Source organism: Pseudomonas sp. LY-1 (genome assembly GCF_053502595.1).
In genome coordinates this window covers 1,396,305-1,417,836 of record NZ_CP094353.1, presented here as the reverse complement: position 1 = coordinate 1,417,836, position 21,532 = coordinate 1,396,305, and the positions used below count along the sequence as shown (strand labels likewise).

Sequence of the window (21,532 nt, the reverse complement as noted above, 5' to 3'; positions counted from 1 at the left end):
CCGTTCAACACCAGGTAACTCAAGCCATGAACCTGCTTACTCGCTTGCCGGCCCTCACCCTTCTGTTGGCGGCGGCGCCCTTGGCCTTCGCGCTCTCGAGCGTGGAGTTGGACGTCAACGGGCGAATCACCCCCAGCGCGTGCAGCGTATCGCTGTCGGACAACGGCCTTGTCGACCACGACAAGATCCTGGCGACGACGTTGCATCCGAGTGAGTTCACCGTGCTGCCGAACCAGCAGATGGGCTTGAGCATCAGTTGCGAAGGCCTGGTGTTGTTCGCCCTGGTGGGCATCGACAACAAGCGCGAGTCATCGCTGGCGCCGGATTATTTTTATGGGCTGGGCATGAACCCCCATGCCCCCGACGAACGCCTCGGGTCGGTCAGCCTGTCGTTGCGCGGCCCGGTAGGCGATTCGCAGCCGATGCAAACCCTGACCTCATCCGACCAGGGGGCTAGCTGGAAACCCGAACCTAACATGTACCCGCGTCTGTTGATGGGCTTTGCCCGGGCCGGCGATACGCTGCCCGCGCCGATCCGGCAATTGGTGGCGTCCCTGCGGGTCGACACCTCGATCAGCCCGGCCAACACCTTGACGCTCCACGAAGAGGTGCCCCTCGATGGCTCGATCACGCTGGACCTGCGTTACCTCTGACACCGTGCCGTCGGCGCCCCGGTCACCCACCGCGCGCATGTCGGCCCATTTGAAGCGCCCTGTATAGAAGAGCCCTGTTATGAACTCGTTTTTTTCCGTTTGGCGCTGGCTGCCGCGTCTCTGCTGCGTGGCACTGGCCGTCCTCGGTGCAACCGTCGCGCGTGCCGACGGCATGGTCCCGGACACCTCGGTGGTGATCGTCAACGAGGCCGATGGCGAGGCCACGGTCTCGGTCACCAACACCGACACCAAAATGGCCTTGCTGCACGTCACCCTCGAAAACATCCCCGAGGACAGCGACACGCTGCTGTTCGTGACTCCACCCCTGACCCGCGTCGAGGCGTCCAAGAGCCAGTTGGTGCGCTTCATCCTGCAAACCCAGGCGCCGCTGCAAACCCAGCGCCTCAAACGGGTGATTTTCGAGGGCATGCCCGCCCAGCGCGACCCGGCCCAGCTCGGGCGCGCGCAAGTGGGCGTGACCGTGCGGCAGAACCTGCCGGTGATCATTCATCCCAAGGGGCTGGCGCCGAATCGCACGCCGTGGCTGGGCCTGCAATGGACCTTGAAAGCCGACCAGCTCAGCGTCCACAACCCGTCCCCGTATGTGGTGCGCCTGGCCCAGGAGCTGCAACTGCTGCCCGGCAATGCTTCGGCGATGCTGCCGCGCACCTATGTGCTGCCCGGTGAAACGCTGACCGTCACCGCCAGCGGCGCCGGCGCCGGTGCCACCAGCGTGCGCCTGCAACCGGCCACAGTGTATGGCTTTGCGGTCGCGCCCCACGACGCGCCCATAAGCCTGTGATGCAACGGCGCCCAGGGACACGACGGCGCCACTATCACGAAGTGGCCACCCACTGAAGGCCACCGGGAAGACCTGACGCGATAGGGAATCACGCCGGGGACTTCCATCATCCGAGTGCATTTGTGTGAACACAGTCATCCATTACCGTGACGGCAAAGCCGTGCCCGGCGTTTCACCGCGCCTGGCATTACTGGTGCTGACGCTCAGTCAGGGGTTGCTGACGAACCTGGCATGGGCAGAGCAGTCGTCGACAGGTTCGTTTGATCCACAGACCCTGCTCCAGCGTGGCATCGATCCCGAACTCGCCAGCCTGCTGATGCAGACCCCGCGTTTTACCCAGGGGCGCCATGCGCTCAACCTGACGGTCAACGGCCAGCGGCGCGGGCGCGTCGATGTCAGCGTGGATCAGCACGGCGCCACATGCTTCGACCCGCCGCTGCTGGACGCCGCGCAGTTGGTGACGCCGTCTTCGGGCCCGGCAGAAGAAAGCAGTTGTTATGCCTTTCTCGAGCAATACCCACAGACCGTGATCGAGCACGACCCGGCCAACCTGAGCCTGAACCTGGTGGTGCCCACCCAGGCGCTGCGCCCGGTCACTCAGGACATTTCCGGCTATCAGACCGGCGGTTTCGCGGCGCTGCTCAACTACGACGTGAGCGGCCTGTACAACCACTACCGCGATGATTCCAGCCGCTTTGGCTCGGCCAATACCGAGGTCGGCTTCAATGCCGGCGACTGGATCGTGCGCAGCCGCCAGGTACAGACCTGGCAGGACAGCCGCTCAAGCACCACCCATCTGGACGCCTACGCCCAGCGCACCTTCGCCAGCCACCAGGCGGTGTTGCAGGCCGGGCAGATCAACCTCTACAACCCGGTGCTCGCGGGTGCGCCAATCACCGGCGTGCAGGTGCTCACCGAACAGGCCCTGCAGGATCAGAACCAGGGCGCGACCATCAACGGCATCGCCAACGGCCCGGCGCAGGTGGAAGTGCGCCAGAACGGCGCGTTGATTCACTCCACAGTGGTGCCCGCCGGCCCGTTCAGCTTGAGCAACGTACCGCGCCTCAACGGGCGCTCCGACGTCGAAGTCACCGTCAAGGAAAGCACCGGCGAGGAACGGCGCTTTACCGTGCCCGCCGCCATGCTCGGCCTGGGGCTGCCCGCGCCCGGCTACTCGGTGGCGGCCGGGCGGGTGCGCAATATCGGCGACGGCCCGGGCGCCGAACCCTGGGTGCTGAGTGCCGGCTGGAGCGCCGCGCCGCATCCGCAGCTCAGCTTCGGCAGCGGGCTGTTGGCGGCCGCGGATTATCGCTCGGCGGGCCTGAGCCTGGGCCTGTTGCCGCTGCCGGACAGTCAGGTGCAAGTGGCCGTGGTCGCCTCCGAAGCCTCGCGGCGCACCCAGGAACGCGGGGTGCAGACCGACCTGTCGTGGTCGCACAAACTCAGTGAGCGCTGGGCCTTCACGGCAGCCAATTCCTGGCGCACCCAGGGCTACCGCGACCTCACCGAATCGACCTACATCGTCGACACCCGCGAGCAGCAACGCGCGCGTTACCGCGACCAGCAGAGCGCCACCAGCTCGTGGTCGCACCCGTGGCTGGGCGCCTTCAGCGCGGGGGTTTCCCGTTCGTCCTCGTTCCAGGGCGACAGCAGCAGCCGCGCCCTCGCCTCCTGGGGTACGCAGGTCGCCGGTATGTCGATTTCCACCACCGCCGAATGGCACATGGGCGGGCGTCGTTACAACGACGACAGCCTGTACCTGACGGTCAGCCTGCCCCTCGGCGAAAGTCGCCGTGGCCGCGCCTGGGTGCGCAATTCCGGCGGCGAGCACCGCACCGGGATGGGGCTCAACGAACAGATCAACGACCACTTGGCGTATCGCGTCGGCGTCGAACATGACACCCGCGACCGCGAAGTCGAATCGTCCCTGGGCGTGTCGGCCCTGCCGTTCTACAGCCAGCTGGATTTCAACTACACGCGCGCTGACGCCGAGCGCTCCAGCTACCAGGGCGGCGCACGCGGCGGGATGGTGCTGCACGCCGACGGGTTGACGTTCTCGCCCTACCCGGTGCGCGACACCTTTGCCGTGCTGGCGGTGGGCGACATGCCCGGGATCAAGGTCAACACCCCCAGCGGCCCGGTATGGACCGACTGGCAAGGCCAGGCCGTGGCGCCTCAGCTCAGCGCCTATGGGCGCAGCCCGCTGGAAGTCCACACCCGTTCGCTGCCGCGCAATGCCGACATCCACAACGGGCTTGCGGTGGTATCGGCAGGCCGCGGCGCGGTGGACCGCATCGAGTTCGGCGTGTCGCTCACCCGGCGTGCGCTGCTGACCCTGGACACCCCGATGCCACGCGGCTCGACCGTGACCACGGAGGACGGCGAGTTCATCACCCTGGTCCAGGAAGGCAACCAAGTGTTCTTGCCCGACGTGCTCGACACCCGCCCGCTATGGATCAAGGCCCCTGACCAGCCGCGCTGCCACTTGCGCTTTGAACTGCCGGCCAAGGCCGACCCCCACGTGTATTTCGAAACCGCACCGGCCCGCTGCCAGCGACCTTGAGGACCCCAATATGAAGCTTCAACACAGCCTGGCAGCCCTGCTGCTGTTCGCCGGCACGGCCCTGGCCGAGGACGACTGCCGCCTGGACCTGAGCGAATCGCGCCTGGATTTTGGCCTGATGAACCGCACCGTCGCATCAGCACCGGCAGCGGAACACCTGCTCGGCGAACGGCGCCTGTCCTTGACCTTGAACTGCCCGCAACCGGCTGACATGAGCCTGTTCTACCGCGCCCTGGCTGCCGGCACCGAGCGCTTGCGCTTGGGCGACGGCGGCAGTTACCGCGTGCAAGTGCATGACGCGGTGCTCGATGGCCACGCGGTGCAACTCGGCTTGCTCGCCGGCCCAGGCCAGGCGCCCGCGCAAATCGGCACGAGCCTGGCCTGGCGCGCCGACCACGGCATCGTCCCGCTGCACGACGGCCAGCCCGCCACCGGGCGCAGTTTTGCCGCGCAACTGCAGGTGAGTGCGTGGGCGCGGGACGAAGCGATCCGCGTGCGCGATGCCGAAACCTGGGAAGCCTCGGCGCAGGTGGACGCGCCCACCTCCGGGCGTTCACGGGAATTGCAGCTGCAAGCGCGCTTCGCACCGACGGCCTGCACGCCGACCCTGGCCAACAACGGCACGGTGGACTTCGGCAAGTTGTCGGTCAGCGACTTGCACCGCGACAAAGACACCGCCCTGCCCGCCCGCGCGCTGAGCCTCACGGTCAGCTGTGACGGCCCGACTCCGTTTGCCCTGGTCATGCACGACAACCGCGCCGGCTCAGCCACCGGTGGCATCGATGAAACCGCCTACGGCCTGGGCCTGGATGCACGCGGGCAGAAAGTCGGCCGTTATTACCTGCTGGTCGACCCGGCTCAGGCCAGCGCCGACAACCTGCCCCAGCTGTATCGCACCGACTCGACCACAGGCGGCGCCGCCTGGAGCAGCGCCAGCGCCAGCTCGATCCCCTTGGGCGCGCGCAGCCTCCTCGGGTTTACCGCCACGGCCGGCAGCACCGAAGGCCCGAATGCCCTGCAAAACCTCAGCGCATTACTCAGCCTGAAAGCCTTCATCGCGCCGCTCGACAGCCTGGACCTGCGCAGCGAAGTGCGGCTCGACGGTTCGGCGACCCTGGAAATCACCTACTTCTAAGCCCCTCGGAGCCTCCCATGATTGCTCGCTACCTGATCCTCGTGCCCCTGTTGTTCAGCCAACCGGCGCAGGCCGCCGCCCCCGTCGACCTGAACGTCAACGGCCGGATCATCCCGATGTCCTGCGCGCCGATCCTGTCGGCCAACGGCGTGGTGGATTTCGGCAAGATCGCCCAGCAAGACCTCAACCTCACGACCGGCACGCGGCTGCCGGTCAAGTCCCTGAACCTGACGGTGATCTGCAACGGCCCGGTGCGTTATGCCTTGCGCATGCACGACAACCGCGACGGCTCGGCCCACGTCAACAGCGAGATTTATTACGGGTTGGGCCTGGACAACAGCGCGAACAAGATCGGCGTGTACTCGCTGACGTTCGATCCGCAGCAGACCGTGGTGGGTGGCGTGGCCGAGGTCCACGGCACCGAGTCCACCACCGGCGGCGTGGCCTGGCGCGCGGCCAACCGCAACCCGATCAACATCGGCGCCAAGAGCCTGCTGGGCTTCACCGACACCGCGGGCAGCACCGCCGGCCCCATGGCGATCCAGAACCTGACCAGCACGCTGAGCCTGGAGACGGTGATCAACGCCAAACAGAACCTGGACCTGAGTACCGACATCCTCATGGACGGTTCGGCGACGCTGGAGGTGGAGTACCTCTAGACTTTCTCGCTGCTGACCTCGACGTACCACGCGCGCCCCGCACCGAGGCCGGCGACGATGGCGCCCAGGCCGATCACCGCGAAGACCCAGCCGGTGGCGGCCCAGCCGCCGGTCCAGTCGTGAATCAGGCCCACCGCGAGCGGGCCCAGGGAGGCCAGGGTGTAACCGAAGCCCTGGGCCATGCTCGACAGGTTGGCGGCCACGTGGGCATCCCGCGAGCGCAGCACGATCAAGGTCAGCGCCAGGCTGAACGTACCGCCCTGCCCCAGGCCCAGCAGAATCGCCCAGCCCCACAGCCCGTCGAGGGGCGCGTACAGGCAGCCCATCAGCCCGCCGAGGGTCAGCAGCATCACCACCACGATGGCCAGGCGCTGGTCCTTGCCGCGCGTGGCCAGCCAAGGCGCGGTGAGGGCGCTGAGCAGTTGCACGATGATCGAACCGGACAGCGCCAGCCCGGCATCGGTGGCGCTCAGGCCGCGGTCGATGAGGATCGACGGCACCCAGCCGAACACGATGTAGGCCAGCGACGATTGCAGGCCCATGTACAAGGTCACTTGCCAGGCTAGCGGATCGCGCAGCAAGCCCTTCACCCGGTAGGCGACGCGATGCGCGCCATGCTTCTGCCCGATTTGCGGCAACCAGCACAGCGCGGCCAGCAACGCCGGCACCATCCAGAAGCCCAACCCGATGCTCCAACGGTTGCCGAAGGAGTCGCTCAAAGGCACGGAGGCCCCCGCCGCCAACGCCGCGCCCAGGCACAGCGCCATGGTGTAGACCCCGGTCATCGCGCCCGCCTGCCTGGCGAAGTCGCGCTTGACGATACCGGGCAACAACACGCCGATGATGCCGATGCTGGCCCCGGCGATCAGGCTGCCAACAAACAACCCGACCTCACCGAATGCACTGCGCAGCAGAATACCGCCGGCCAGCGTCAGCAAAATCCCCAGCACTACCCGCTCGGCACCGAAGCGCCGCGCAAGGAGCGGCGCCAGCGGCGCGAACAGGCCCAGGCACAGCACCGGCAAGGTGGTCAGCAGACCGGCCCTGGCCGCCGACAAGCCCAGGCTGGCCGAGACCTCACTGAGCAGCGGCGACAGGCTCGACAGCGCCGGGCGCAGGTTCAGCGCCACCAGCACCAGACCCAGCAGCAACAGCCATGGCCGGCTCGTCGGCGGGGGGCTGTGCTGGACTGCATCGTCGTCGGCCTCGGCGTCGATCAGCAATTCTTCCAACTCAGGCGTGCGTGGGGCGTCAGGGTTCATTGATCAACTGCCGGCAAAGGGATTTGGCGCGCTCCGGGTCTTGCTGCGCTACGGCATCAAGCAGGGCGGTGTGCAGGTCGAACACCGCCTGGCGACGCGGCGAGATGTTCAGGGTCTGGCGCAGTTGCGCGCCGATGATGCTGGAAAAATACCGGTACAACTCGCTCAACGCCGGGTTGTGCGCCGCGTCCACCAGCCGTTGGTGGAATACCAGATCGGCGCTGATGTAGGCCTCCAGCTCACCGTGATACAGCGCGGCGCTGGCATCAAGCGCCTCGCGCAACCGGTGCAGGTCTTGCTCGGTGCGACGCAGGACGGCCAGACCGATGGCCTCCACTTCCAGGATCTGCCGCGTCTCCTGCGCCTGTTCCAGGCTGCAATGGGATAACGCGCGCATGGCGCCCAGCGGGTCCGTCATCGAACGCAGGTAACTGCCGTCGCCCTGGCGGACCTCGATCAATCCAGAGAATGCCAGCACTCGCATGGCCTCGCGCACGGTATTGCGGCTGATGCCCAGTTCCGCCGCCAGCTCAGGCTCGGTGGGCAGGCGCTCACCGATGGCCCACGTGCCTTGGGTGATGCGCTGGCGCAGCTGCTCGAGGGCTTGGTCGACCAGGGAGCGTTTGATCAGCGGGGAGATGTCTGTCATGAGGTTTGCGCTTTCGTCCAATCATAGGATGAATTTACCTACAGCCTATTCGGACTTGCCTACAAAGGCAACGCACTAGGGTTTTCAGGCAGGGAAACGGAGCAGTATTTTCGATTGTTAAAATTACCCTTAAAGGGTAATTTCAGCCTTAGGTGTCTTATGGAAAAGTACACACCTCATTACGATTTGGCGGTGATAAAGGCGGATGTCATCAGGTTGGGTAGCAGAGCATTCACCGCAAGCGCGCGGGAGGGGGCTCGACAACTTGAGTTGAACATCGGCCAGATGCGACTCGCGGTCTGCGCCCTTGAGAATCGAATGTTGTACAAGTCAATGACGACCTATTCAGACCACCGCGTGTGGCAGGACGTCTATCTGATCAAGATTTACGCTACGGAGATTTACATCAAAGTGACTTACCGCCCAGGCGGTGGTCCTCCCGTAATCTCCTTCAAGGAGAAAACCTTATGAAAACCCAACAATGCATGAGCTGCGGAACCCATGACGCAATGCAGCATTTCGAAGGTCGCAGCTTCACGATCAACACACGCGGCATGATCCGGGATATCCCTGATATTGCAGGCTGGGAATGCCAGGCCTGTCACGAGGTCGAATTCGATTCGGACACCGATAGCGCAGAGCGTTATTCCGATGCCAGCGATAAGTTGTTAATGGATGCCAGGACAATCATCGCCGCCGAAATGAAACGAATTCGCCGCAAATTGCATCTGACGCAGAAAGACGCGGTGAGGCTATTGACCGGCCGCGGCCATAACGCATTTTCCCGCTACGAAAGGGCTGAGATCTTTCCGCCCGCGCCACTGCTCACATTGATGCGTCTACTGGATAAACATCCGCATCTATTGGCCGAAATAGAGGCACTCAATGCCGGCGAAGACCTGAACCATCTGCTGATCGCAAAAGATGCGCAGCTTGCAACTCAAGCGTCCGCGTAAAAACAGCAGGCAAAAATAAACCCGGCCTGGTGCCGGGTTTATCGCTTCAAGCATCAACCATCGATCAATGCAGAATCTGGCTCAAGAACAACTTGGTCCGGTCATTCTGCGGGTTGTCGAAGAAGTCATTCGGCGCCGCCTGTTCCACGATCTCGCCCTTGTCCATGAAGATCACGCGGTTGGCCACGGTGCGGGCAAAGCCCATTTCGTGGGTCACGCACAACATGGTCATGCCGTCTTCGGCCAGGCCGATCATGGTGTCGAGCACTTCCTTGACCATTTCCGGGTCGAGGGCCGAGGTCGGTTCGTCGAACAGCATGATTTTCGGTTTCATGCACAGCGCCCGGGCAATCGCCACGCGCTGTTGCTGGCCGCCGGAGAGTTGCCCCGGAAACTTGTGGGCCTGCTCCGGGATACGCACGCGCTCCAGGTAATGCATGGCGATTTCTTCGGCCTTGCGCTTGGGCATCTTGCGCACCCACATCGGTGCCAGCGTGCAGTTCTGCAGGATGGTCAGGTGCGGGAACAGGTTGAAGTGCTGGAACACCATGCCGACTTCGCGGCGGATCGCTTCGATCTGCTTGAGGTCGTTGGTCAGTTCCACGCCATCGACCACGATGCGGCCCTGCTGGTGTTCTTCCAGGCGGTTGAGGCAGCGGATGGTGGTGGACTTGCCCGAACCCGACGGGCCGCACAGCACGATACGCTCGCCCTGCTTGACGTTGAGGTTGATGTCTTTCAATACGTGGAACTGGCCGTACCACTTGTTCACGCCCTGCATCTGGATAATGCCTTCAGGGCTCACAGGCTGTTTGATCGCTTCGCTCATAACAACAACTCCTAACGCTTGTGGCCTGTGTCGAGCTTATGTTCCAAATGAATGGAATAGCGCGACATACCAAAACAGAAAATCCAGAACACCAGGGCGGCGAACACGTAGCCTTCAGTGGCCATGCCCAACCATTTCGGGTCGGCGGCGGCTTGCTTGACGCTGTTGAGCAGGTCGAACAAACCGATGATGATCACCAGGCTGGTGTCCTTGAACAGCGCGATAAACGTGTTGACGATGCCGGGGATCACCATCTTCAGGGCTTGCGGCAGAATCACCAGGCCCATGCTGCGCCAGTAACCCAGGCCCATCGCCGCGGCCGCTTCGTACTGACCTTTGGGAATCGCCTGCAAGCCACCGCGCACCACTTCCGCCACGTAGGCCGACTGGAACAGGATCACGCCGATCAACGCCCGCAGCAGCTTGTCGATGCCCATGCCTTCGGGCAGGAACAACGGCAGCATCACCGAGGACATGAACAGCACCGTGATCAACGGCACGCCGCGCCAGAACTCGATGAAGGTCACGCAGACCACACGAATCGCCGGCATGTTCGAACGCCGCCCCAGCGCCAGCACAATCCCCAGCGGCAAGGCACCGGCGATGCCGACGGTGGCGATGACCAGGGTCAGCATCAGGCCGCCCCATTGGCTGGTGGCCACGCTGGTCAGGCCGAAAATGCCGCCACGTAACAGGAAGAAGGCAATGATCGGGTACAACACCAGAAAGCCCAGGCCGTAGATCGCCTTGCGTGGAAAACGCGAGATGAACAACGGCGCTACGCCCACGATGGCCAACCACACGGTCAGGTCTACGCGCCAGCGCAGGTCGCCGGGGTAGTAGCCGTACATGAACTGCCCGAAGCGCTGTTGGATAAACACCCAGCAGGCGCCTTCTTTGGTGCAGTCGGCGCGAGTGGTGCCGACCCAGTTGGCGTCGAGAATGGCCCAGTGCAGGATCGGCGGCACGACCAGGTAGATCAGGTAAAACGCCAACAAGGTCAGCAGGGTGTTGAGCCAGCTGGAAAACAGGTTGGCGCGCATCCATGCCATCGGCCCGAAGACTTTGCTCGGCGGTGGCATATCAGGTTTGAACGTATGCGAACTCATGCTCGTTTCCTCACCGCTCGATCAGCGCAATGCGCTTGTTGTACCAGTTCATCAGCAGGGAAATGCTGATGCTGATCGCCAGGTACACGCTCATGGTGATGGCAATGACTTCGATGGCCTGGCCGGTCTGGTTGAGCACCGTGCCGGCAAACAGCGAAACCATTTCCGGGTAACCGATACCGGCGGCCAACGACGAGTTTTTCGCCAGGTTCAGGTATTGGCTGGTCAGCGGCGGAATGATCACCCGCAGGGCTTGCGGGATGATGACCTTGCGCAGCGTCGGCCCGGGGCGCAGGCCCAGGGAGCGTGCGGCTTCGGTCTGGCCGTGGCTGACGGACTTGATGCCCGAGCGCACGATCTCGGCGATAAACGCCGCGGTGTACACGGTCAGCGCCAGGGTCAGCGCCAACAGTTCAGGGATCAGCACCCAGCCGCCGACGAAGTTGAAGCCTTGCAGCTTGGGCATTTCCCAGTGCAACGGCATGCCGAAGATCAACGCGCACAACGCCGGAATCACGATGAACAGCGCCAGGCCCACCCAGAATTTGTGGAACGGTACGCCGGTCGCTTCAAAGCGCTTGTTGGCCCAGCGGGTCATCAGCACGATCGCCACGATGGCCACGACCACGCTGGTCACGAACGGCCAGAACCCGTCGGCGGCCAGCGCGGCCGGCATGTTCAGACCACGGCTGCTGACGAAGAACGTGTCGCCGAAGTTATGGCTGTTGCGCGGCCCCGGCATGGTCAGGAACACCGCGAAGTACCAGAACAGGATTTGCAGCAACGGCGGGATGTTGCGGAACACTTCCACGTACACCGTCGCCAGCTTGTTGATCATCCAGTTGGGCGACAAGCGGGCCACGCCGATGATGAACCCGAGCAGGGTCGCCAGGACCACGCCGATCACAGTCACCAGCAAGGTATTGAGCAGCCCGATCACAAACACCCGGGCATAGCTGTCCGATTCGGTGTAGTCGATCAGGTGCTGCGCGATGCCGAAGCCGGCACTGCGCTCAAGAAAGTCGAAACCCGAGGTAATGCCTCGGTGCTGAAGGTTGGTCTGGGTATTGTTGAAGAGGTACCAGCCCAGCGAGACCACCGCCACAATCGTGATGATCTGGAAGAGCCACGCACGCACTTTGGGGTCGCTGAAGCTGAGCTTCTGCTTGGGTGCGCCGATTTTATTTTGCATGAAGTGCCCCGGAAAGAATGGAACAGAACATCACCCGGCGGTTGGCCCACCGGGTGATAGAACCATCAGCGATCAGCGCACAGGGGGTGCGTATTGAATGCCGCCGTTGTTCCACAGCGCGTTCAGGCCACGGTCGATTTCCAGTGGCGTGTTCTTGCCGAGGTTTTTCTCGAACACTTCACCGTAGTTGCCGACCTGCTTGACGATCTGTACGACCCAGTCTTTCTTCACTTTCAGGTCTTTGCCGTATTCGCCGTCGGCACCGAGCAGACGCGCAACGTCCGGGTTCTTGGTGGACTTGGCTTCAGCTTCGACGTTTTTGGAAGTGATCCCGGCTTCTTCCGCGTTGAGCATGGCGTAGCCAACCCAGCGCACGATGGCCAGCCACTCGTCGTCGCCATTACGCACGACCGGGCCCAGCGGCTCCTTGGAAATGGTTTCCGGCAGAACCACGTAGTCTTTCGGCGAGGCCAACTTGCTGCGCTGGGCGAACAGTTGGGACTTGTCGGAGGTCAGTACGTCGCAACGCCCGGACTCCAGCGACTTGGCGCTTTCGTCGGAGGTGTCGAAGGTGATCGGGGTGTATTTCAGACCGTTGCCACGGAAGTAGTCGGAAACGTTCAGCTCGGTGGTGGTACCGGCCTGGATGCAGATGGTTGCACCGTCCAGTTCCTTGGCACTTTTAACGCCCAGCTTGTTGTTTACCAGAAAGCCGATGCCGTCGTAGTAAGTGATGAAGCCCGGGAATTTCAGGCCCATGCCCGCATCGCGGGAGCTGGTCATGGTGGTGTTACGGGACAGAATGTCGACTTCGCCGGATTGAAGCGCGGTGAAACGCTCCTTGGCGTTCAACTGGCTGAATTTGACCTTGGTCGCGTCGCCGAACACGGCAGCGGCTACCGCGCGGCAGAAGTCAGCGTCGATCCCGAGGATCTTGCCGCTGGCATCCGGTACCGAGAAACCCGGCAAGCCGTCACTCACGCCACATTGCACAAAGCCTTTCTTCTGCACGGCGTCCAGGGTGGCGCCGGCTTGGGCGAAACCACTGACACCCAATACAGCGGCCGCGGAAACGATGGCCAGGGTGGATTTCAATACCTTCATTCAAACCTCCAGTTGCTCTTGTTGTGTCGGAGCTAGAACCTCAGCGCACCCTTATGAGGCGATATCGACCCGTGTTGGCTTTTATTAGGGTCAAGCAGCATGAGGCAGTCGCAGTAATTCCAGTTGCTATCCCACAAACGGCAGTCACTGATAGTGTTACCGTCCCAGGAAAGATCTGACATCGACCTACACATAGCAAAGCGCGTACCAGAGTGGCTGCTGAGTCGATTCAGCCCAAGGTCAATGGCAAAAGATTCAACCTTGCGACATTCTCGTAACAGATCAAACTATTGCGCACCGTTCCGTCGCACTCAATCGGAGCGCACGCACATTAATGGAGCAGACATGAGCAACCCCTTGATTCTTCAGCCCACCAAGCCTGCAGACGCCTGCGTAATCTGGCTGCATGGCCTGGGTGCCGATCGCTACGACTTCCAACCGGTGGCCCAAGCGCTGCAGGAAAACCTGCTGACCACCCGCTTCGTCCTGCCTCAAGCACCGACCCGCCCGGTGACCATCAACGGCGGCTATGAGATGCCCAGTTGGTACGACATCAGGGCGATGAGCCCGGCGCGGTCCATCAGCCTGGAAGAGCTGAAAGAGTCGGCCAAAATGGTCACGGATTTGATCAAGGAACAAAAAAGCAGCGGAATAGACGCCTCGCGGATTTTCCTGGCGGGTTTCTCCCAGGGTGGCGCCGTGGTGTACCACACCGCTTTCCATAAATGGCAAGGCGCCTTGGGTGGCGTGATTGCCCTCTCCACTTATGCGCCGACCTTCGACGACGAGCTGGAATTATCCGCCAGTCAGCAGCGCATTCCGGTCCTTTGCCTGCATGGCCAGTACGACGAGGTGGTGCAGAACGCAATGGGACGCAGCGCTTACGAGCACTTGAAGACCCGTGGTGTCACCGTGACATGGCAGGAATACCCAATGGGTCACGAAGTGTTACCTGAAGAGATCAGCGATATCGGTACGTGGTTGGCCGAACGACTGCGCTGAACACCGCCGTTTATTTAGCCACATGACAGACGCACTACGCCGCGCCCGATTCTTGCATTACACTGGCCGGCGTATATTCCTTAACCAATTAATGAGATCACCGTGCTCAAAGCACTCAAGAAGATGTTCGGCAAAAGCGAGGCTGAGCCGCTCGCGCCAGTTCCCAGTGCTCCCGTCCCGACACCCGGCAGCCGCCACGACGGTAAACAGCCTGGCCTGGCCGCGCCTGTGACCGCGCCGAAACCGCTCGAGGTGACGCCAACCGAACCGCCGAAACCGGCCGAAGCCGCTGCGGCAACCGCGCCTGCGCCAAAAGCCGCACGCCGTGAACGCGCGTCCAAACCGCCCGTCACACCGTGGAAACTCGAAGATTTCGTCGTCGAACCCCAGGAAGGCAAAACCCGCTTCCACGATTTCAAGCTCGCACCGGAACTGATGCACGCCATCCAGGACCTGGGCTTCCCGTACTGCACACCGATCCAGGCGCAGGTGCTGGGTTTCACCCTGGCCGGCAAAGACGCCATCGGCCGCGCCCAGACCGGCACCGGCAAGACCGCCGCGTTCCTGATCTCGATCATCACCCAACTGCTGCAAACGCCGCCGCCGAAAGAACGCTACATGGGTGAGCCGCGCGCGCTGATCATCGCCCCGACCCGCGAGCTGGTGGTGCAGATCGCCAAGGACGCCGCCGACCTGACCAAGTACACCGGCCTCAACGTCATGACGTTTGTCGGTGGCATGGACTTCGACAAGCAGCTCAAGCACCTCGAAGCGCGCCACTGCGACATCCTGGTCGCCACTCCGGGCCGCCTGCTCGACTTCAACCAGCGCGGCGACGTACACCTGGACATGGTCGAAGTGATGGTGCTGGACGAAGCCGACCGCATGCTCGACATGGGCTTTATCCCGCAAGTACGCCAGATCATTCGCCAGACCCCGCCGAAAAACGAGCGCCAGACCCTGCTGTTCTCCGCGACCTTCACCGAAGACGTGATGAACCTCGCCAAGCAGTGGACCACCGAGCCGTCCATCGTCGAAATCGAGGCGCTGAACGTCGCCAGCGAAAACGTCGAGCAACACATCTACGCCGTGGCCGGTGCCGACAAGTACAAGCTGCTCTACAACCTGATCAACGACAACGGTTGGGAGCGCGTGATGGTGTTTGCCAACCGCAAGGACGAAGTGCGTCGTATCGAAGAGCGCCTGGTGCGCGATGGCGTCAACGCCGCGCAACTGTCGGGCGACGTGCCGCAGCACAAGCGCATCAAGACCCTGGAAGGCTTTCGCGAAGGCAAGATCCGCGTGCTGGTGGCCACCGACGTGGCCGGGCGCGGGATTCACATCGACGGCATCAGCCATGTGATCAACTTCACCCTGCCCGAAATGCCCGACGACTACGTACACCGTATTGGCCGCACCGGCCGTGCCGGGGCAGCGGGTGTGTCGATCAGCTTTGCCGGGGAGGATGACTCGTATCAGTTGCCGTCGATCGAGACGCTGCTGGGCCGCAAGATCAGCTGCGAGACACCGCCGACGCACTTGCTCCGGGCTGTAGAACGCAAACGCCCCTAAGCTCAAATGCGGTCAAAAGTGTGGGAGGGGGCTTGCCCCCGATAGCAGTGGGTCAGTCAACAGAGATGTTGAATGTGCCACTGCTATCGGGGGCAAGCCCCCTCCCACATTTGATTTCAGCTGATTTTGAGATAGGTGTTCGGCTGGCTACTTCCAGCGATCCGCTGCGGCGTGGTCGCTGTCGCGCCCGTCCACCCAACGCGCGCCTTCGCTGGTATTTTCTTTCTTCCAGAACGGCGCACGGGTCTTCAGGTAGTCCATCACAAACGCGCAGGCATCAAACGCAGCCTGACGATGCGCGCTAGCGGCGGCGACGAAGACGATGGGCTCGCCCGGTTCCAGCGCGCCGATGCGGTGCAGCACTTCGAGCTTGAGCAGCGGCCAGCGCTGTTCGGCTTCCACGGCGATCTTGGCCAGGGCCTTTTCGGTCATGCCGGGGTAATGCTCCAGGAACATCCCCGCCACGTCGTGGCCGTCATTGAAGTCGCGGACATAGCCGACAAAACTCACCACAGCGCCGACGCCGACATTGGCGGCGTGCATCGCGTTGACTTCGACGCCGGGGTCAAACGGCGCGGGCTGCACACGGATGGCCATGCTCAGCCTCCGGTCACGGGTGGGAAGAAGGCGACTTCATCACCGGCTTCGAGCGGCTCGTCGACGCTGCACATTTCCTGATTGCGCGCGCACATCAAGCTGGTCTCGTTGAGCACGTCAAAGCCCGCATCGCCAACCAATGCCTGGCGCACCGCGTCGACGGTGGCGAAGTCGCCTTCCATCTCCAGGGAATCCAGGCCGATCGTTTCGCTGTAGCGGGCAAAAAACAGTACGTTGATGCTCATGCCTGGTCCGCCTTGAAATGCCCGCTTTTCCCGCCGAGCTTTTCCAGCAGGCGGATGTTTTCAATGGTCATGCCACGGTCCACGGCCTTGCACATGTCGTAGATGGTCAACGCAGCGACACTGGCGGCCGTCAGCGCTTCCATCTCTACGCCGGTCTGGCCCGAGAGCTTGCAGCGCGCCACGATGTGTACGGAGTCTATGCCCTCGGCGTTCAGTTCGACCTTGACGCCGGTCAACATCAGCGGATGGCACAAGGGGATCAAATCACTGGTTTTTTTCGCCGCCTGGATCCCGGCGATACGGGCCACGGCAAACACATCGCCCTTGGGATGGGCACCATCGACAATCATTTTCAGTGTCTCGGGCAGCATACGCACCCGCGCTTCAGCCACCGCCTCTCGGAACGTCACGGACTTGTCGGTGACGTCGACCATATGGGCGCGACCTTGGGAATCGAGATGAGTCAGCACAGGGATACTCCTGATCAGGAGCGTCGATTGTAAACCCTGTAGGAGCGAGCTTGCTCGCGAAAAACCAAAGAACAACGCGGGGCTCCAGAGACCCCGCGTTATCGTAGACACTCTTCGCGAGCAAGCTCGCTCCTACATGGACCGCGTTTACAAGTGAGATTCGGCGTATTCGGCCAGGATCGAACGTGGAACTCCCTGCAGCGCGATATGCACGCCGTTCGGGAAGTCTTTGAAGCGTTCCGTCAGGTAAGTCAGCCCGGAGCTGGTCGCGGACAGGTAAGGGGTGTCGATCTGCGCCAGGTTGCCCAGGCACACCACTTTGGAACCGGCGCCGGCACGGGTGATGATGGTTTTCATCTGGTGCGGCGTGAGGTTCTGGCACTCATCGATCAAAATCAGGCTCTGCTGGAAGCTGCGACCTCGGATGTAATTGAGGGATTTGAACTGCAACGGCACTTTGCTGAGGATGTAGTCGACGCTGCCATGGGTGTTTTCGTCATCCATGTGCAAGGCTTCGAGGTTGTCGGTGATCGCCCCCAGCCACGGCTCCATTTTTTCCGCTTCGGTGCCGGGCAGGAAACCGATTTCCTGGTCCAGGCCCTGCACGCTGCGGGTGGCGATGATGCGGCGATAGCGTTTGGTCACCATGGTCTGTTCGATGGCGGCCGCCAGGGCCAGGATGGTTTTGCCCGAGCCGGCGGCACCGGTCAGGTTGACCAGGTGGATGTCCGGGTCGAGCAGCGCATACAGCGCCAGGCTCTGGTAGATATCACGCGGTTTCAGGCCCCAGGCTTCCTGGTGCAACAGGGGTTCCTGATGCAGATCGAGGATCAGCAGCCTGTCGACCTGGATCTCTTTGATCCAGCCCACGAAGCCCTGTTCGTCGATGATGAACTCGTTGACGTGTACCGCCGGCAGGTTGTCGATCAGTTGCACCTGGTGCCAGGTGCGACCGTGGTCCTGACGGGTTTCGACCTTGCTGACGCGGTCCCAGAACGAGCCGGTCATGGTGTGATAACCACGGGACAGCATCGACACGTCGTCGACCAATTGGTCGGTACTGTAGTCCTCGGCAGCGATCCCACACGCTCGTGCCTTGAGGCGCATATTGATGTCTTTGGTCACCAGCACCACGCGCATGTCCTTGTCACGAGCGTGCAGGTCGATCAATTGGTTGATGATTTTGTTGTCGTTGAGGTTTTCCGGCAGCAGGCTGTTGGGCTCGCTGCGCTTGCTCATCAGAATCGACAACAAACCCTTGGGCCCGCTTTTGCCGCGCTGGATCGGCACGCCGACTTCGACGTCCTCGGGTGACGCTTCACCCAGGGTTTTGTCGATCAGGCGGATGGCCTGGCGACATTCGGCGGCCACGCTGTGATGCCCGCTTTTGAGTTTGTCGAGTTCCTCCAACACGATCATCGGGATGGCGACGTGGTGTTCTTCGAAGTTAAGCAGAGCGTTCGGATCGTGGATCAGTACGTTGGTATCAAGCACATAAAGGATTGGCTGGTCGGAAGAAGGGTTACGTCCATGATCATCCATACTCGGTCACCTTTGTGGGAGCCAGTCGACGCAATACCACAACAGTGCTGCGCCTCGATTCGACCACCGACTGCACCTTGCGTGACGTCAAGTGCAGTGCCCACATGAGGAGTCTTGGAAGACGCCACCTGTGTTGCAGGTTTCGGCGATCTGACTTCGTAATACCGCAAAACCCATGACAGGAAAAAGCACTTTGACGTTTTTTTGAAGTTTATTTTTCAGGATGACGAATAGCACTAGCCGAGTGCCAGCTACCCCGTTAAAGTCGGAAGTCGGCCCGCATAGAAATATCGTACAAAATCACCCCGAAAATGCCGCATCCCCAACGGGAGCGGGCACTTCAGCCTCTTCAGCGAAACGCCTCCCGGCAGTCCTGCCAACCCAGCCCGCTTTGCGCCGTTGCCTGCAATACCATCGGCAATGCGACCCGCGCCTTGTCCTGGGTGTCGTGAAACACAATCACCCCTTTGCGCCACAACAACATCAATGTCAGCACCCGCTGCGCCGACTCATCGGCCTTGAGCTTGCCTGGCTCGTCCTGGGAGTCGATATCCCACAACGCCACCTGCAAACCCTGGGACTGGAAGAAACCCTGGCTGTCCGCGCGGCGCTGGCCGTAAGGTGGACGGAACAGCGGCACGTAGTTTTCCGGCATCAGGTTCTGCGCCAGCGCGGCGCTGCGGATGATCGAACTTTGCCAGTCGACCCAATGGCTGTGGGAACGGTACTGCCAACCTTGAGTGCCTACGCACTGCCCCTGATACAGCGCCTGCACATCCGCGACGGAACTGCGCTCCACACGGTTTTGCAGGCTGCTGCCGAGGGCGAAGAACGTGGCATTCATCTTCTGCTTGCGCAGGTAATCGGTGAGCCAGTCGGTATTGCCGCTGACCGGCGCCGGGCCGCCGTCGAAGGTCAGCAGGAACAGGCGGTCGTTGAATTCGTCGCCATTGCGCTCATGGTCACCGAAACGTGCGATTTCGCTGCTGATCTGCGGGAACAGCGCGGCTTTGCGCAGCAACTCGTCCAGGTAACGCTCGTGGAAATTGTGGCTTGGACCGGCCCAGCCTATATAGAAGGAGTTGTCACTGACCTCGAACTTGCCGGCCTGCTCGCGCAGGTCGTCCATGTTTTCTACCAGGTAGCAGAACGACGCGTCCTCCTCGCAACTTTCCTGGGCAGCGGTGTAATTCTCCAACAGGCGCCGCCAGAGCTGGCGACGCAGATCGTCGATGGCCGCCAGGTTGATGATCTTCAGGCCCAGGCGCTGTTTGAGCGCCGCTTCATCCAGGGCTTCGCTGCCGATCAGGCTGTGGGCGAACATCAATATTTCAGCGCGCGAGGCCACGTCGAACAGCGCAGGGCTGCTGAGTTTTTCCGGCCAGACGCCGCGATCCAGGCTGGCCACGTCCACCGGCGCCGCGTGGGCGTTCAGGCAAAACAGGCACGCCGACAATAAAAGCGCTATTCGCACACAGGGTCTCCCTCTCCAGAATCACCGGCCATCATAACGGATCGCGCCTATCGCCATCATAGGTGGAGTCAAAGTGCCCAACCCCCTAGAATCCCGCCCACGTTACAAGCACGATTACAGGAGCCAACTTCATGCTGATGGTGATTTCCCCCGCCAAGACCCTCGACTTCGAGTCCAGGCCTGCGACCCAGCGCTTTACCCAGCCGCAGTACCTGGACCATTCCCAGGAGTTGATCGAGCAACTGCGCCACCTGAGCCCGGCGCAGATCAGCGAATTGATGCATGTGTCCGACAAGATCGGCGGCCTCAACGCCGCGCGCTTCGGCAGCTGGACCCCGGCGTTCACAGCGGCCAACGCCAAGCAGGCGTTGCTGGCGTTCAAGGGCGACGTGTACACCGGCCTCAACGCCGACACCTTCAGCGACGCCGACTTCAGCTACGCCCAGGACCACCTGCGCATGCTCTCGGGCCTGTACGGCCTGCTGCGCCCTCTGGACCTGATGATGCCGTATCGCCTGGAGATGGGCACCAAACTGGCCAACGCCCGTGGCAAGGACCTGTACGCCTTCTGGGGCACCCGGATCAGCGAGTGGCTCAACCAAGCCCTGGCCGAACAAGGCGATGACGTGCTGCTCAACCTGGCGTCCAACGAGTACTTCTCGGCGGTCAAGCGCACGGCGCTGAATGCGCGGATCGTCAATACCGAGTTCAAGGACCTGAAGAACGGCCAGTACAAGATCATCAGCTTCTACGCGAAAAAGGCCCGGGGCATGATGAGCCGCTTCGTGATCGAAGAGCGTATCAACGACCCGGCCCAGCTCAAGCAGTTCGATGTGCAGGGTTATCGCTTCAATGCCGAGCAGTCCAAGCCGGACAACCTGGTGTTCCTGCGCGATCACGCACCGGAATAAGGCCCTGCTCCGCCCTCATAGACGCTAAAGATCAAATGTGGGAGGGGGCTTGCCCCCGATGGGGGGGATCAGTCATACATGGATAGACTGACACACCGCCATCGGGGGCAAGCCCCCTCCCACATTTTTTTGTCTGCATTTCACAGCGGGAATCGTCAATTATTTGGCGTCAAAAAATATCCTGACGCATCTCTAACAATTATTTCACTCGACATTCGTCATTTTTTTTCGTAGTGGCACCACTTTTTTAAATCACTAGTGGCACAAAACTATTCCCGCGCTCCAACTCCCCGTAACTACTGGCCCAAATAGCAAGTGCTATCAATATAGTACCAGTGCCATCTTTGCTGATATTTCAAGAAATTTCCGGAAACAGGATGAGCGGCCAGGAACTTAGCCCTAAAGCACCGCTCATACCACCGGTAACGGAATTCTCTGTTTCTGTAAGAGATGACTTACATGGCGACCAACGGAAGTAGCAAAGTTGTCACATTAAACTTTGACTCTGGGCTCATATTACCAACCGATTAGTTAAGAGCGGCGATAAGGATCGATTGCCACACACTATAAGGCCAAGGCCGTGCTTACCCCAATGGGTCAGTGACATAACCCAAGGCATTGATAACTATAGGCTTACAGCCTTTTATCAAGGCCCTGTTGCACTGGCGCCAGGCCCTTCTCCCAGGAAGGCCGGCTGCATTTTAGGGCAAGCACCAATAACAAGGCCAAGTTGCGCACAACTTGAGTGCAATCATTAGTCACTCGTTATTCAACATGCCTGCACGCGGCAAGTCGGCGTCTATTCG

Annotated in this window: 21 protein-coding genes; 10 read left to right on the top strand and 11 right to left on the bottom strand. The window is 61.6% G+C overall.

Translation table 11 applies throughout. The features are described from left to right. The first annotated feature begins 26 nt into the window (after nt 1-26). The 5 genes from MOQ67_RS06480 to MOQ67_RS06460 all read left to right on the top strand — a co-directional run bounded on the left by MOQ67_RS06480 (nt 27) and on the right by MOQ67_RS06460 (nt 5,812). On the top strand, nt 27-653 hold the full coding sequence (locus MOQ67_RS06480) for a DUF1120 domain-containing protein (RefSeq protein ID WP_017848661.1): 627 nt from the start codon (nt 27-29) through the stop codon (nt 651-653). Nucleotides 654-732: 79 nt separating this feature from the next. Beyond that, complete coding sequence (locus MOQ67_RS06475) at nt 733-1,455, top strand: fimbria/pilus chaperone family protein (RefSeq protein ID WP_017848660.1); 723 nt, start codon at nt 733-735, stop codon at nt 1,453-1,455. Nucleotides 1,456-1,579: 124 nt separating this feature from the next. Then, nucleotides 1,580-4,018 carry a fimbria/pilus outer membrane usher protein gene (locus MOQ67_RS06470; RefSeq protein WP_198717661.1) on the top strand — a complete coding sequence of 813 codons (2,439 nt, stop codon included), beginning with the start codon at nt 1,580-1,582 and terminating at the stop codon, nt 4,016-4,018. Between the two features lie 10 nt (nt 4,019-4,028). After that, nucleotides 4,029-5,153 carry a DUF1120 domain-containing protein gene (locus MOQ67_RS06465; protein ID WP_198717662.1) on the top strand — a complete coding sequence of 375 codons (1,125 nt, stop codon included), beginning with the start codon at nt 4,029-4,031 and terminating at the stop codon, nt 5,151-5,153. Nucleotides 5,154-5,170: 17 nt separating this feature from the next. After that, nucleotides 5,171-5,812: a DUF1120 domain-containing protein gene (locus tag MOQ67_RS06460; protein WP_448675878.1), complete on the top strand. Its 642-nt coding sequence runs from the start codon at nt 5,171-5,173 to the stop codon at nt 5,810-5,812. On the opposite strand, the gene MOQ67_RS06455 is transcribed toward MOQ67_RS06460, so the two are convergent. Next, entirely contained in the window at nt 5,809-7,074 is a 1,266-nt protein-coding gene (locus MOQ67_RS06455) for a CynX/NimT family MFS transporter (protein ID WP_198717664.1), read from the bottom strand. The genes MOQ67_RS06460 and MOQ67_RS06455 overlap by 4 nt on opposite strands. Then, nucleotides 7,064-7,723 carry a FadR/GntR family transcriptional regulator gene (locus MOQ67_RS06450; RefSeq protein ID WP_017848655.1) on the bottom strand — a complete coding sequence of 220 codons (660 nt, stop codon included), beginning with the start codon at nt 7,721-7,723 and terminating at the stop codon, nt 7,064-7,066. The genes MOQ67_RS06455 and MOQ67_RS06450 overlap by 11 nt, the downstream gene beginning before the upstream one ends. A gap of 159 nt (nt 7,724-7,882) precedes the next feature. Between MOQ67_RS06450 and MOQ67_RS06445 the strand changes: the two genes are divergently transcribed. Together MOQ67_RS06445 and MOQ67_RS06440 are read left to right on the top strand one after the other, a co-directional pair. Next, nucleotides 7,883-8,194 carry a type II toxin-antitoxin system MqsR family toxin gene (locus MOQ67_RS06445; RefSeq protein WP_046488644.1) on the top strand — a complete coding sequence of 104 codons (312 nt, stop codon included), beginning with the start codon at nt 7,883-7,885 and terminating at the stop codon, nt 8,192-8,194. Further along, the gene (locus MOQ67_RS06440) at nt 8,191-8,679 is read left to right on the top strand and encodes a type II toxin-antitoxin system MqsA family antitoxin (RefSeq protein WP_017848653.1); all 489 of its coding nucleotides are present in this window, start codon (nt 8,191-8,193) and stop codon (nt 8,677-8,679) included. Before MOQ67_RS06445 ends, MOQ67_RS06440 begins: the two co-directional genes overlap by 4 nt. 64 nt (nt 8,680-8,743) lie before the next feature. Here MOQ67_RS06440 and MOQ67_RS06435 read toward each other — a convergent pair whose 3' ends face one another. From MOQ67_RS06435 to MOQ67_RS06420, 4 genes are all read right to left on the bottom strand, one after another. After that, on the bottom strand, nt 8,744-9,508 hold the full coding sequence (locus MOQ67_RS06435; protein ID WP_003171943.1) for an amino acid ABC transporter ATP-binding protein: 765 nt from the start codon (nt 9,506-9,508) through the stop codon (nt 8,744-8,746). An 11-nt stretch (nt 9,509-9,519) separates the two neighbouring features. After that, nucleotides 9,520-10,617 carry an amino acid ABC transporter permease gene (locus MOQ67_RS06430; protein WP_017848652.1) on the bottom strand — a complete coding sequence of 366 codons (1,098 nt, stop codon included), beginning with the start codon at nt 10,615-10,617 and terminating at the stop codon, nt 9,520-9,522. 10 nt (nt 10,618-10,627) lie between these two features. Next, nucleotides 10,628-11,809, bottom strand: a complete 1,182-nt coding sequence (locus MOQ67_RS06425) for an amino acid ABC transporter permease (RefSeq protein WP_046488647.1) — start codon at nt 11,807-11,809, stop codon at nt 10,628-10,630. Between the two features lie 72 nt (nt 11,810-11,881). Further along, nucleotides 11,882-12,913, bottom strand: coding sequence for an amino acid ABC transporter substrate-binding protein (locus MOQ67_RS06420; protein ID WP_017848650.1), 1,032 nt, complete (start codon nt 12,911-12,913; stop codon nt 11,882-11,884). A 345-nt stretch (nt 12,914-13,258) separates the two neighbouring features. On the opposite strand from MOQ67_RS06420, the gene MOQ67_RS06415 reads away from it, so the two are divergent. Together MOQ67_RS06415 and rhlB are read left to right on the top strand one after the other, a co-directional pair. Beyond that, nucleotides 13,259-13,915 (top strand): alpha/beta hydrolase, encoded by a 657-nt coding sequence (locus MOQ67_RS06415; RefSeq protein WP_017848649.1) that lies wholly within the window; start codon nt 13,259-13,261, stop codon nt 13,913-13,915. Between the two features lie 96 nt (nt 13,916-14,011). Continuing rightward, nucleotides 14,012-15,487: an ATP-dependent RNA helicase RhlB gene (rhlB, locus tag MOQ67_RS06410; protein ID WP_198717670.1), complete on the top strand. Its 1,476-nt coding sequence runs from the start codon at nt 14,012-14,014 to the stop codon at nt 15,485-15,487. 147 nt (nt 15,488-15,634) lie between these two features. Here rhlB and moaE read toward each other — a convergent pair whose 3' ends face one another. From moaE to MOQ67_RS06385, 5 genes are all read right to left on the bottom strand, one after another. After that, entirely contained in the window at nt 15,635-16,084 is a 450-nt protein-coding gene (moaE, locus tag MOQ67_RS06405; protein WP_198717665.1) for a molybdopterin synthase catalytic subunit MoaE, read from the bottom strand. Between the two features lie 2 nt (nt 16,085-16,086). After that, entirely contained in the window at nt 16,087-16,329 is a 243-nt protein-coding gene (gene moaD / locus MOQ67_RS06400; protein ID WP_017848646.1) for a molybdopterin converting factor subunit 1, read from the bottom strand. Beyond that, nucleotides 16,326-16,799 (bottom strand): cyclic pyranopterin monophosphate synthase MoaC, encoded by a 474-nt coding sequence (gene moaC / locus MOQ67_RS06395; protein WP_017848645.1) that lies wholly within the window; start codon nt 16,797-16,799, stop codon nt 16,326-16,328. The genes moaD and moaC overlap by 4 nt, the downstream gene beginning before the upstream one ends. 147 nt (nt 16,800-16,946) lie before the next feature. Next, the gene (locus MOQ67_RS06390; RefSeq protein ID WP_017848644.1) at nt 16,947-18,341 is read right to left on the bottom strand and encodes a PhoH family protein; all 1,395 of its coding nucleotides are present in this window, start codon (nt 18,339-18,341) and stop codon (nt 16,947-16,949) included. 349 nt (nt 18,342-18,690) lie between these two features. Then, nucleotides 18,691-19,815, bottom strand: a complete 1,125-nt coding sequence (locus tag MOQ67_RS06385) for a polysaccharide deacetylase family protein (RefSeq protein ID WP_046384624.1) — start codon at nt 19,813-19,815, stop codon at nt 18,691-18,693. A 131-nt stretch (nt 19,816-19,946) separates the two neighbouring features. Between MOQ67_RS06385 and yaaA the strand changes: the two genes are divergently transcribed. Beyond that, a complete protein-coding gene (gene yaaA, locus MOQ67_RS06380; protein ID WP_017848642.1) occupies nt 19,947-20,726 on the top strand; it encodes a peroxide stress protein YaaA in 780 nt (259 codons plus the stop codon). The last annotated feature ends 806 nt before the right edge of the window (nt 20,727-21,532 follow it).

Coding starts and splice junctions, on each gene's coding strand:
- MOQ67_RS06480 (WP_017848661.1), top strand. CDS start 27: ATGAACCTGCTTACTCGCTTGCCGGCCCTCACCCTTCTGTTGGCGGCG.
- MOQ67_RS06475 (WP_017848660.1), top strand. CDS start 733: ATGAACTCGTTTTTTTCCGTTTGGCGCTGGCTGCCGCGTCTCTGCTGC.
- MOQ67_RS06465 (WP_198717662.1), top strand. CDS start 4,029: ATGAAGCTTCAACACAGCCTGGCAGCCCTGCTGCTGTTCGCCGGCACG.
- MOQ67_RS06460 (WP_448675878.1), top strand. CDS start 5,171: ATGATTGCTCGCTACCTGATCCTCGTGCCCCTGTTGTTCAGCCAACCG.
- MOQ67_RS06455 (WP_198717664.1), bottom strand. CDS start 7,074: ATGAACCCTGACGCCCCACGCACGCCTGAGTTGGAAGAATTGCTGATC.
- MOQ67_RS06450 (WP_017848655.1), bottom strand. CDS start 7,723: ATGACAGACATCTCCCCGCTGATCAAACGCTCCCTGGTCGACCAAGCC.
- MOQ67_RS06445 (WP_046488644.1), top strand. CDS start 7,883: ATGGAAAAGTACACACCTCATTACGATTTGGCGGTGATAAAGGCGGAT.
- MOQ67_RS06440 (WP_017848653.1), top strand. CDS start 8,191: ATGAAAACCCAACAATGCATGAGCTGCGGAACCCATGACGCAATGCAG.
- MOQ67_RS06435 (WP_003171943.1), bottom strand. CDS start 9,508: ATGAGCGAAGCGATCAAACAGCCTGTGAGCCCTGAAGGCATTATCCAG.
- MOQ67_RS06430 (WP_017848652.1), bottom strand. CDS start 10,617: ATGAGTTCGCATACGTTCAAACCTGATATGCCACCGCCGAGCAAAGTC.
- MOQ67_RS06425 (WP_046488647.1), bottom strand. CDS start 11,809: ATGCAAAATAAAATCGGCGCACCCAAGCAGAAGCTCAGCTTCAGCGAC.
- MOQ67_RS06420 (WP_017848650.1), bottom strand. CDS start 12,913: ATGAAGGTATTGAAATCCACCCTGGCCATCGTTTCCGCGGCCGCTGTA.
- MOQ67_RS06415 (WP_017848649.1), top strand. CDS start 13,259: ATGAGCAACCCCTTGATTCTTCAGCCCACCAAGCCTGCAGACGCCTGC.
- moaE (WP_198717665.1), bottom strand. CDS start 16,084: ATGGCCATCCGTGTGCAGCCCGCGCCGTTTGACCCCGGCGTCGAAGTC.
- moaD (WP_017848646.1), bottom strand. CDS start 16,329: ATGAGCATCAACGTACTGTTTTTTGCCCGCTACAGCGAAACGATCGGC.
- MOQ67_RS06390 (WP_017848644.1), bottom strand. CDS start 18,341: ATGGATGATCATGGACGTAACCCTTCTTCCGACCAGCCAATCCTTTAT.
- yaaA (WP_017848642.1), top strand. CDS start 19,947: ATGCTGATGGTGATTTCCCCCGCCAAGACCCTCGACTTCGAGTCCAGG.